Raw genomic sequence first — 12,021 nt, 5'->3', positions numbered from 1 at the left:
TTTCCTGAAAATTTGTTTGTGGTGGTAGTGTTTTTTAAACCGTGAGGCAAATGTGCAAACCAGGTGATGGAGTTTAATGATTGAGGCGTGTACAAAATGTATACAGCGTTACAAATGATGTATACAGAACGGATACAGCGTGAACAGTATTTTGTTAAAATATTGATTGTCAAGTATTTGATTGTAACCGAAATCGCCATTATCATTTAGTTAGCGTTATGTTAACAGTTTGTTAAGCCTCCGGAAATCGTGATTTTTGTTATAGTGTCTGTATAAAAGAACTCAGGTTTTCTCCTTGCGGAATATTCAGTTTTTTACGTAAACGGTAACGTGCAACACGCAAACTATCCTGGGAAATACCAAAAATAACAGCCATATCTTTTGAGCTTAAATTCATCTTAATAAGGGCTACTAAACGGATGTCATTTGCTGTTAAATCATCACTATGTCTTTTCAGATTGTCAAAAAAAGCCTGGTGAATTTGTTCAAATAAAGTAGAGAATTCTTTCCAATGCCTGTCATGATTAATGTTTTGATTTATTTTCTGCATCACTTGCTGTAACTGTCTCTTCTGATCTCTTTTTTCATCCTTTATCATATCATAGATCTCTTCCTTTAGTTCTTCCAGAAACTGATTGCTTTGAATTACATGGAGCGTATTGCTGGTCAGTTCCTTGCTTTTAAGTTCCAGCTCAGCTTTAATGGCATTCTTCTGGATTTCATAAAGCATGTTGTTCTGCTCGTTAAGCTTCTGTTCGTTTCGAAGTTTCAAACGTTGACGGCTAATAGTACTTATACCCAGTAAAATCAGTAAGAGGATGATCAGGATCACTGCAACAATGATATACTGATTTGCCTTTCTCTCATTTTCAAACCTTACAATTGCATCGTCCTTTTGTTGTATTTCAAATAAGGTTTGTAATAGGGCCAGCTGCTTGGTATTGTCAGCCGTATAGATCTTCAGGAAGATATTGCGGCTTAGTTCACTGTAGTGATAGGCGCTATCATACTTTTTAATAAGATCAAATGTTTTCGATAGGTCCCTGTAGGCACTGCTAAGCTGATATTGATCATTCATGATTAAGGCCATATGTTCCGCTTTGCGCGTATAACGCATTGCTTCAGGGTACCTGCCTGTTTTTCTGTAAACGTCGCCAATGTTGTTTACAATCTCTATTTGGGCAAGATCATTTGCCGCGGCCTTGTTTAGTTTTAGAGACAATGAATAGTACTTGAGGGCCGAATCAAGATGCAGTTTGTCTTCATAAATACTACCAAGGTTCTCATAGATCTTTGCAATGCCGGTTTGATTCTTTTCCTTTTTATAGGCCGTAAGTGCCAGCTGCTGATATTTCATTGCACTTTCGTACTTACTGCTTTTCTCATAGGTCTGACCAATAAGTCCATAACATTCCGCCATGCCTGACCTGTTGCCTATCTTTATATAGATATTTAAGGCCTCCTGAAATTTAGTCAGCGCTGTTTTATATTGCCTGCTGTAGTAATAAGCATCCCCAATTTTATTCAGGTTTTCAGCCAGGTTAGCCTGATCATTATGGTTTCTAAATATGCGGTCTGCCTTGTAAAAATAATTTACTGCCTGCGAATAGGCTGCCTGATGATAAAAGATCTCGCCAAAATATTGATAATATTTTGCAGCAGAGATCAGGTCATTCTGTTTTAACGCTGTATTTAACAACCCCTTTATTTTTATAAACGCAGAGTTGGGGTCTTTCTTAATCAGTGTACCTATATCATTTTTTCCCTGAGCCTGATTGTAAACCGCAAAAACAGGTAATGAAAAACAAAACAGAATTAAACCTATTGTTATACTATTTAAGGTAAGTTTCTTCACCCTTTAAAAGTAAAACATACAGTATTAAGCTAATGTTAAATTAAAGAGGCGTCATCTTAAGGCATAATCTTAATCTAATTTGTAAACGCGCACATAATCAACATAGAACTTTTGAGCAAATATAGAATCATCAATATCTCCGCCCCATTCGCCGCCAATCGCGGTATTCATCAAAAGATATAGCGGAGAGGTAAACGAATCTTTGTACGCTGTAGCCGGGGCCGACATGCTGAAATAATACTTGTCGTCTATAAAAACCTTTACACTATCACCCTTGCGCTCCAAACCATAAACATGGTATTTTTTATGCACATCATCCATCTTTACATTGGCGCCGCTGCTTTTATGGCCATTAGGATCTTTCAACCCACTATCAGCCCAATGGAGGGTTCCGTGAATAGTTGAAGGCGTATGACCTACAAACTCCATAATATCAAATTCTACACATTTAGGCCAGCCCACCTGCTTTATATTTGATCCCATCATCCAAAGGGCAGGCCATATGCCCTTTCCCGATGGGATCTTTGCTCTTATTTCAACACGGATGTTTCCGTCAAAGTGCTGTTTTCCAAGTGTGTTAATACTTGCCGAAGTATAATCGGCATCCTTATATTTTTCCTTTAGTGATTTAATCACAAGCTTGCCACGCTTAACATAGCAATTTTTTAATCTGGCACGTGTATAGAACTGTTTCTCACGGTTTCTTACAAAGCCTTCCTCGTAGTCCCATTTTGTAGAATCGGGAAGGCCTTTATAGTTGAATTCATCACTCCATATCAACGTCTTGCCTTTTTCCATAGGCATAGATTTAGTTTGAGCCATACCAGAAAGGGCAGACATTAGCAATGCTCCAATTAAACAGTTAAATGCTTTCATAACTAAAGGTGATAAATATTTAGCGCTATTTAAGTAACTCTTCTGGTACAGGCTTGTTCAATAGGTTTTGATAGTAAAAGCGGAAACGCTCAGCTTTATCATGAGCAGATTTTACACCTCCCCATCCATGTCTTCCACCCGGATAGATCATCAACTCAAAATGTTTATTCGCATTTTGAAGCTTATCTATAAGTTGTATCGTATTCTGCATATGCACATTGTCATCCATATCACCATGCATAATCCTCAATAATCCTTTATAATTGTTTACATAGGTTAAAACAGAACCATCTTTGTAACCCTCAGGGTTTTCTTTAGGCGTATCCATAAAACGCTCTGTATAATGAGAATCGTAAAGCTCCCAGCTGGTAACGGGTGCTCCCGCGTATCCGAAATCAAAATCGTCGGCTCCTTTAGTAAGGGCAAGGCAAGTCATATAACCGCCGTAGCTATGACCTGTAATCAGTAGTTTCTTATTGTCAACCCATGATTTGGCTTTTAACCATCTTGCAGCAGTAGTATAATCCTGCATTTCCCACTTACCCAGGTTGCGGTGCATTAAAGCAACGCCTTCCTTACCAAATTGTCCTGATGCGCGGTGATCTACAGAAATCTGTACGATCCCTTCATTTGCCCACCATTGTCCGCCAATTCCTTTCCAGGTATTGCTTACGTTGCCTGCATTTGGCCCGCCATAAATACTCATCACTACCGGATACTTTTTATTCTGATCAAAATCAGTAGGGTAGGTTATTACAGCTGGTAAATTATAGCCATCATCAGTAGGGATAGTAATCATTTCTGTTTTACCATAGTTGAACTGTGCAAAATCATCAGATTTAGTGTCGCCAAGTTCTTTAATGATCTTCCCTTTATTGTTTAATAATGTTCTTTTAGTAGGGGTAGAAACATTGGAATAAGTGCTAATGAAATAAGAACCATTGGGCGACATCATTACCTGATGAGAATAATCCCCAAATGACAATCGTTTTAAGTTCTTGCCATTGTAGCCTACACTATAAAAATCTGTTCTCGTAGATGCTTCTTTACGAGCCATAAAGTAAACAACCTTATTTTTCTCATCTACATGAACAAGATCAGTAACCTGCCATTTGCCGCTGGTTAGTGGATTTACCAGTTTCCCATCTAACGTGTATAAATAAAAATGTGCCCATCCTGTTTTATCACTTTTAAGGATATAGTGTTTTTTATCTTGAAGATATTCTATGCGCCCATCGTAATCTAAATCTACCCAAGAAGACTGTTTCTCGTCGTAGATTTCTTTTTTAGAACCATTGGTAGGGTTTACTGAATAAAATTTTAAGTTATCCTGTCCGCGGTTCATCCATTGTACCATTAAATTACTGCCATCAAAACTCCAGTAAGGAGTGCCAAAGTATTGATCATCTTTTTCGTTAAAGTCGGCCCATACAATAGAACCTCCGTTTACAGGGACAAATCCTACTTTTACTTCCGGATTAGGGTCGCCAGCTTTTGGATAGCGTGTTTTTTCTGTATACCCATGTTGCCCGGTTGATCCATTAATTGGAAACATGGGAACCTTGGTATCGTCAAAACGCATAAATGCAATGTTCTTACTATCCGGCGACCACCAGAAGGCTTTGTAATTGGTAGATCTGCCAAGAATTTCTTCGTAATACACCCACGACGACCAACCATTATAAATTACATCAGTTCCATCATTTGTATATCTGATCTCTTTTCCTGTTTCAACATCAACTGAATACAGATCGTTATTTCGGGTAAATGCTACATGCTTTCCATCAGGAGATAGGGTAGGGTTCTTCTCCTCGTCTTTATCATTTGTTAAGCGTTTTGGTTCATCCTGCCCGTATTGTATGTAAACATCATTGTTTTTAACAGATAGATTTACATTACTTTTTGGCGGTGGAGTATACGGCGTTCTTTGGCCCGATTTAACATCTACTGCATATAAGTTATGATCCTTGGTGTCCATCTCAATGTAATGGTTATCATCACTCCATCCGTTGACTATATTTATAGATTTAGTAAGCGAGGGCTGGCCACCAAAGATTTGTTGTTGTGAAAGTTTTTTGAGTTGAGCCTCTGATTTGATAATAAATAATGACATCGCTAAACAAATAAGTAGTATTTTTTTCATGCTATAAGATCCTGTTGATATTGAATTGCGCCTTAGCGCCGCGGAAATTACTAAAGTATAAGTACTTTACGAAAAATCTTCTATTTAAAGTTGTATCCTATCCCAATTTGGAATGTTTTAAGGCTCTGCTAAAGCAGCCGTCATCTCCTTTGATTAACCAAAGGAGATGACGGCGTTGGTATAAAAAAAGCGCCCTTAAAAAGGGCGCTATATAATTTTAAACAAGTACTAATCTTCAATTATACAATCCAGTTCCAACCGAATTCATCAGGAGCTAATCCGTAACGAATATCATTCAATGTTTTAGCAATACCTGCTGAAACTGTACGTGTTGAAGGGTCAGTTAACTTATAAACCTGGCCTTGGTATCCGATTTCTCCAATTGGAGTTACCGTTGCTGCAGTTCCCGCTGCAAAAGCATCAGTCAATCTGCCGTTTTCAATTCCTTCTATTACTTCTTTTACACTAACGCGTCTTTCTTCAACTTCAATGCCTGCTTTTTTTGCAAGTTTGATAATTGTATCACGTGTTACACCATCTAAAACAGTGCTTCTTACAGAAGGTGTTACCAATTTGCCATCAATTACGAAGATCAAATTAGCTGTCCCTGCTTCTTCAATAAACTCATGAGAAACAGCATCTGTCCAGATTAACTGATCAAAGCCTTCTTTTTGAGCTTCTGCAAATGGATATAAAGAACGAGCATAATTTCCAGCGGTTTTGGCGTAACCAACACCACCTTCATCTGCACGCGTATATTCAGTTTCAATTTTAACTTTTAAGGCTTTGCTGTAATACGGACCTGTTGGTGTAGTTAATAAAGCAAAAGTATACTTGTCAGATGCTTTAACACCTAAATAAGGATCTGTAGCAAACATCACCGGACGAATGTATAAAGAATAACCATCCTGATTAGGGACCCATTTATTATCAATCTCAATCAGCGCTGCAATTCCCTGCATAAAAATATCCTCAGGAATGCTTGGCATAGCCATACGTGTTGCTGATTTGTTGAAACGCTCAAAGTTTTTTTCTGCTCTGAAAACGCTGACTTTTCCGTCAGCTAAACGATAAGCTTTCATACCTTCAAAAATTGCCTGTCCGTAGTGAAGGGCAGAAATTGCAGGGCTCATAAGAATCGGACCGTAAGGTAATACCTGTAGGTTCGTCCACTCACCATTTTCGTATTCTGCAATAAACATGTGATCGGAAAACACCTTTCCGAAAGGTAATTGAGAAAAATCTGTTACTGTTAATCTGGTCTGCTCAGTCTTGGTTACTGTTATATCCAATGTCTCGTTCATTTTGACTTGTATTTTATTACTGCAAATTTAATAAAAAAAGCCTTGTTTATTCTTTATTATTTTGGATTTTGACAATGTTTACGCCTCATTTCTAAGTGTTTTCAATACACTAAGCACCCAACCCTTGCCCCATTCCTCCATTTGATCTTCTGTCCAAAGGAAAGGATAGAAAATTCTTTTCTGAAAACGTGGAGGTAAATACTTCTGCCAGTTGGTGCCACCGGTAGCTGCAATATCTACAGGATCTCTCTCCAAATACCTGACCGCAGATTTATAATGAGACAATGGCCACTCCACATTCACATATAAATCAAGCTTTCTAAGCTCATCTGCCAAAGCAGAAACATCATGCCCCTCTTTTAACAGCTTATGGTATAAGGCCGAAAAATTAGTCTCTTTCCTGTCCTTTACCAATTGCAGGAACTGCGCAGCATACTTGTTTATAAATTGCTTTAAAGTAAGCGTCTGTTTACCGCTGGCCAATTCTGTAGCCCCAAACTTCCAGTAAATGAATTCAAATTGCTCTTCAACGCTCTTATCTGCAAGTTCTTCTCTTTTGCTTTTGTCAACCAGCCTGATAAAATCAGTTGCGCAAATTTCTATCATTCGGTATTGACCAGATTGAAAACCACTTGCTGGTAACAGCGACATTCTGAACTTCAGGAACTGATCTTTATCCATCCCATTCACCATCACCTCAAACGAAGTAACCAATGCATTAAAATAAGCATTAATGCGTTTTACCCGATTGGTAAAAAACTGAACCGTTAGTTCCTGATTATCAGCAATCTGTTTGCATTCATGAAGTGCAAGTTTAAAATATAGCTCAGTAATCTGATGGTACATGATAAAAATCTCTTCATCCGGGAATGGCGTTTTCGGGTTTTGCAGGCTCAGTAGAGTATCCAGATGGATATAATCCCAATAAGTTAAGAAATCAGCATATAACAAGCCATCCAGATATGCAGACATATCCTGACCCATTGCTGCATACTTTTCCTGCAGTTTATCCAGTTTTTCCTTTATCTGAGGTGTAAGTTCCATTCTAATATAAAACCCTGAATTTTATGGTGTGCTCAATCTTTTTTAACGATTTAAACAACTGCTTGTCGTATTGTGCATTTATATCTGTAATCACGTAACCAATTTCAGGGTTAGTCATCAAAAACTGACCCACAATATTAATATCATGCTTGGCAAAAACAGTATTTATTTTAGCCATAATACCCGGTACGTTCTTATGAATGTGTATTAACCTGTGCGATTTCTCGATTCTTGGCAATTGCAGGTTCGGGAAATTACTGCTAAGGTAACTGGTACCTGTATTCATAAAATCGATCATCCTTTTTGGAATGAAATCGATATTACGTGGGTTGTGTTTTGGATCTTCAAAAACAACAACGCCCTGCTCAGTACAGGTAGCTATATCAATTTTGTTTTTTGTATTGCCAAGATAACCTATAGTTTTAAGCTTAACCGCTCTTTTTAATTTCTCAAGCTCAATCTTTTCCCCATCTGCCAACAACATCATGTGTACATCAGCTACATATTTCTCTTCAAAAGTAGTTTTGTGGCGAACAGAGAAACCATCTTTTTTCAGTAACTCAATGCTCAATGGGTCTGCATCACCAATAATCAAACACAGAATCCTGTTTTTAGGATATGATATAGCCCTTGGTAAATTGTTTACATACAAGAACTCGTCAAAGCTTGGCGTAATGTGATCTGCTTTTTTAACAATGCTTTCTCTAGAAATATTCTCAGTAAAAGCATAGAATTTCTTTATCAAGCCACTTTCGCGAAGCTGAAAATCGGAATAGCCATCGCCAATTCCGTAAAGGTCGCCTTCAAGGTTTAGCTGTTGCATCAATTTTACCTTGCCACCTTCTTCACTTAAAGGGTTCGAGTGGTCGTAATCAATTATCTTTCCATCGCCGGTAGTTACAAAAGTATTGGCGTAGATGTTTTCTTTTTTAATGTGGAACTTGCTTACTACCGGAGTAATAAATTCTTTAAAGCCACCTGAAACAATCAAAACTTCATCTGCATGCTTTTTAAAGAATTCGGCATTACGCGAAAAAGAAGCAGAAACTTTTTTCTTTAAATGCGTAATCAGTTGTTTCAAATGATCTTCATTAGCCTCAAGAAGCTTTACTCTTTGAGCCAAACTCTCTCCAAAAGAAAGCTTTCCTTCCATTGCAAGGTTAGTGTAATCTTCAATCTTCTGAAAAATAGCGTCTTTCTCAGGATGTTTTTTAAGAGAGATACGGGCCAGCTCATCTAAAGCCTCTACCTGTGTAAAGGTGCTGTCAAAATCAATGATGTAAATATTTTTCTGCTTCATTTTTAGTTGTTCTTTAACCCTTCGCAAACTTCTTCGATGCTTTGCTTAAGTGGTTTAAATTGTATTCCTATTGTATGCTTTATTTTTTCGTTACTGTATAAGCTTTCGTTTAAGCTGCTTCTTGCTGCGTCGCTTGTTAATGCTGCGGGTTTTCCTGTAAATAGGGATGCCAGTTTTGCGGCTCTCCATGCAATGCCCAGCATCCATGGCTTTGCTTCTTTGGCAGGGGCTTTTACCTTAAAACCCTGTGCAATTTCTCCAAAAAACCGCTGGTAATGATAGTTTTCAGAAGATATGGTGTAACGTTCTCCGCTTTCTTTACTGTTCATTAAAGCAATCATGCTTTTTGCAACATCATAAACATCCACAATTCCTGTTGCACCTCTGGTATAATAAGAAAGACCATCTTTAACCAGCTTAAATATTGCACCGCTGCCTTCAAAACCTGCTCCTGCTCCAATAATTACCGAGGGATTTACAATTACCGCATCTAGCCCTTCTGCTATTCCGCGCCAAACCTCCATTTCACCTTCGTATTTAGAAATGGCATATGAATGTGCTTTTGAATCGTATTCCCAGAAATCTTTTTCGGTAATTAGTTCGCCCTTTTTTGCATTTCCTAACGCGGCAACGGAACTAACATGCACCAACCTAACGTTATTTTCTGCACAAAGGTTAACAATATTGCTGGTGCCTTCAATATTAACCCTTAGCAATTGGGCTTTATCCTTAGGATTAAAAGATACCATGGCTGCGCAGTGGTAAACCTGATCGATACCATCAAAGGCATCCTCAAGTGAAGAAATGTCATTTATGTCCGCAACAAACCACTCAATATCAGCGTTGTTGCTTATTGATTGCGGTATAACAGAGTGCTCGCGTTTTAATGCTTTTACCTTTACACCCGACTCAGTTAATTGATTTATTAATTCTGCTCCTAAAAATCCAGTGGCGCCGGTAACTAATATCATTTCATTTTTTTTAGGATGTTCATTAAAATATGCTCTCAAAAATAGATATTTGATGGCATACATTTATAGTACTATATGTCTTTATCCGATTTTTTTTCACCCTTAAGTACAGACAAATTCTCACCAAAAGCGGGATTTTATACCAGTCAGCTAGGTTTGAAGGCTACTTTTTATACAGATAAATTTCCTGACCTTGAAGAAAATGAATACGATATTGCCATTTTTGGAGTACAAGATGACCGTGCTTCTGTAAATAATGAAGGCTGCGGCCTTGCCCCCGACTATTTTCGTGCCCAGTTTTATAGTTTAAATGAAGGCGCTTATACCAGTAAAATTATAGATCTGGGAAATATAAAAGCTGGTGCCTCAATTTCTGACACCTACGTAGCATTAAAAATGGTAGTGTCTGAATTGATTAAGCTGAACATTGTACCTATAATTATTGGCGGCGGGCAAGACCTTACTTACGCGCAATACCTGGCTTACGAAAGCCTGGAGCAAAAGGTAGATCTGGTGGTTGTAGATAGTAAATTTGACCTTGATGAAGAAGATCAGGAAGGACTTGCTGCCAAATCAGATACCTACTTAAATAAAATACTACTTCACCAGCCAAACTACCTTTTCAACTTTAGTAATATTGGTTACCAAACCTATTATGTGAATCAGGAAAGCTTAAAGGTAATGAGCAAGCTGTATTTTGATGTGCACCGCTTAGGTGAATTTGCAGATGATATCAGTTTAACCGAACCGATTGTTCGTAATGCCAATATGCTCAGTTTCGATATTGGCGCAATTCGCTCATCTGATGCTGCGGCAAATGCAAATGCAGGGCCAAATGGCTTTTATGGCGAGCAGGCTTGCCGCATTGCCAGATACGCAGGGATGAGTGATAAGCTTAGCTCTATCGGTTTCTATGAATTTAATCCTGCCTTCGATACCAACGGGCAAACAGCCATGCTGCTGGCTCAAATGGTTTGGTATTTTGTTGATGGCTATTACAACCGTAAAAAGGATTTTCCGCTTACACCAAAATCTCAATACCTGATCTACAGAGCCAGTTTAAATGACGGAACAGGAGAGATGTTGTTTGTTAAAAGTAAAAAATCAGATAGGTGGTGGATGCAGGTCCCTTACCCTACAGGAATCTCAAAGAATGAACGATTTCACTTAGTACCATGTCGTTACGATGATTATACGACTGCTGTAAATGGCGAAATGCCTGATCTCTGGTGGCGCACATTCCAGAAACTATTATAATTTTACATTTTTTATTGCGTTATGTAGGGGCTTGAATTTATATTTGAGTGCAGGCATACTATTATATATATAATAAATTGTACCAATGCTTGTTAAAATTAAAGAACACAATATGAGGAAATTATTAATTACTGCAGTTTGTTTATTGCCTGTTGCAGCTATGGCACAAGGAAAATTCACATTGCAGGCCAAAGTTGGGAACTTAAACGCCCCGGCCAAAGCATTTTTATATTATAAAACAGGAAGTACCCAGGTTGTGGATTCAGCCGTTATTGCGGGAGGTAAATTTTCGTTTACCGGCCCCTTAACCGGAATATCACAGGCGGCAATTAGAGTTGTTCATGATGATAAAGCTCCTGCCCCAGCAGATCCGGCAGCTGTTGATTTATTTAGATTTTACCTGGAGCCAAAAACGGTTGCAGTTAATTCGGCTACCGATTCTGTTAAACATGCCGTAGTAAAAGGTTCTGCTGTAAATGATGATGATGCTAAGTATAAAGCCATAACAAAATCTGTTATGGATAAAAACGCTGCGTTAGAAGCGGAGTATAAGCGTAAAACTGATGACGAGCGTAAGGATGAAAACTATATAAAAACTGTGCAGGCACGTAGCGAAGCACTTCAAAAAGAGTTTATAGATATTAATAAACAGTTTTATTTAGCTAATCGCGATTCTTATGTTGCTCTGGTAGCATTTGCAGGTACAATAGGGCCTGATGCTAACCCAACCGTTGTGGAGCCTGATTTTAATAAATTCTCTGCTGAGGTTAAAGCTACTGATCTTGGTAAAAGCATAGCCGAGATGTTATCATCATTAAAGAAAAATAATGTTGGTTCGTTGGCAATGGATTTTACTCAAAATGATGTAAACGATAAGCCTGTTAAATTATCTGATTTTAAAGGGAAGTATGTGTTGCTTGATTTTTGGGCTTCATGGTGCGGACCTTGCAGAGGCGAGAATCCGAATGTAGTTAAGGCATACAATACTTATAAAGACAAAAACTTTACGGTTCTAGGTGTTTCTTTGGATAAACCTGGTCAAAAAGAAGCCTGGTTACAAGCTATTAAAGATGATGGCTTAACATGGACTCACGTATCAGACTTGAAGTTTTGGGATAATGCCGTTGCCAAGATGTATGGTATCCGTGGTATTCCTGCAAATTATCTGATTGACCCAACCGGAAAAATCATTGCAAAGAATGTAAGAGGAGAAGAATTACAAAGCAAACTTGCGGAAGTATTAGGCGCTCCAAAAACTAAATAAGACCTGC

At 38.2% G+C, this 12,021-nt stretch carries 9 protein-coding genes; 2 read left to right on the top strand and 7 right to left on the bottom strand.

Annotation, left to right across the window (positions count from 1 at the left end; genetic code table 11):
- Positions 1 to 259: 259 nt before the first annotated feature.
- The 7 genes from HQN86_RS15220 to HQN86_RS15190 all read right to left on the bottom strand — a co-directional run bounded on the left by HQN86_RS15220 (position 260) and on the right by HQN86_RS15190 (position 9,493).
- Positions 260 to 1,855, bottom strand: coding sequence for a tetratricopeptide repeat protein (locus tag HQN86_RS15220; protein WP_172661765.1), 1,596 nt, complete (start codon positions 1,853 to 1,855; stop codon positions 260 to 262).
- A gap of 69 nt (positions 1,856 to 1,924) precedes the next feature.
- Positions 1,925 to 2,731, bottom strand: a complete 807-nt coding sequence (locus HQN86_RS15215; RefSeq protein ID WP_172661764.1) for a glycoside hydrolase family 16 protein — start codon at positions 2,729 to 2,731, stop codon at positions 1,925 to 1,927.
- 25 nt (positions 2,732 to 2,756) lie between these two features.
- Entirely contained in the window at positions 2,757 to 4,874 is a 2,118-nt protein-coding gene (locus tag HQN86_RS15210; protein WP_172661762.1) for a S9 family peptidase, read from the bottom strand.
- Between the two features lie 239 nt (positions 4,875 to 5,113).
- Positions 5,114 to 6,178: a branched-chain amino acid aminotransferase gene (locus tag HQN86_RS15205; RefSeq protein WP_172661759.1), complete on the bottom strand. Its 1,065-nt coding sequence runs from the start codon at positions 6,176 to 6,178 to the stop codon at positions 5,114 to 5,116.
- A gap of 78 nt (positions 6,179 to 6,256) precedes the next feature.
- Positions 6,257 to 7,222 (bottom strand): tryptophan 2,3-dioxygenase family protein, encoded by a 966-nt coding sequence (locus HQN86_RS15200; protein WP_172661758.1) that lies wholly within the window; start codon positions 7,220 to 7,222, stop codon positions 6,257 to 6,259.
- 1 nt (position 7,223) lies between these two features.
- The gene (locus HQN86_RS15195; RefSeq protein WP_172661757.1) at positions 7,224 to 8,522 is read right to left on the bottom strand and encodes an HAD-IB family phosphatase; all 1,299 of its coding nucleotides are present in this window, start codon (positions 8,520 to 8,522) and stop codon (positions 7,224 to 7,226) included.
- A 2-nt stretch (positions 8,523 to 8,524) separates the two neighbouring features.
- Entirely contained in the window at positions 8,525 to 9,493 is a 969-nt protein-coding gene (locus HQN86_RS15190) for an NAD-dependent epimerase/dehydratase family protein (RefSeq protein ID WP_172661749.1), read from the bottom strand.
- A gap of 75 nt (positions 9,494 to 9,568) precedes the next feature.
- Between HQN86_RS15190 and HQN86_RS15185 the strand changes: the two genes are divergently transcribed.
- The gene (locus tag HQN86_RS15185; RefSeq protein ID WP_172661748.1) at positions 9,569 to 10,750 is read left to right on the top strand and encodes a formimidoylglutamase; all 1,182 of its coding nucleotides are present in this window, start codon (positions 9,569 to 9,571) and stop codon (positions 10,748 to 10,750) included.
- A 112-nt stretch (positions 10,751 to 10,862) separates the two neighbouring features.
- Entirely contained in the window at positions 10,863 to 12,014 is a 1,152-nt protein-coding gene (locus HQN86_RS15180; protein WP_172661746.1) for a TlpA disulfide reductase family protein, read from the top strand.
- The last annotated feature ends 7 nt before the right edge of the window (positions 12,015 to 12,021 follow it).

The sequence above is a fragment of the Pedobacter panaciterrae genome (genome assembly GCF_013204795.1).
Taxonomy (GTDB): domain Bacteria; phylum Bacteroidota; class Bacteroidia; order Sphingobacteriales; family Sphingobacteriaceae; genus Pedobacter; species Pedobacter panaciterrae.
The sequence above is the reverse complement of the archived record's forward strand: the minus strand, read 5'-3'. Positions and strand labels throughout refer to the sequence as shown.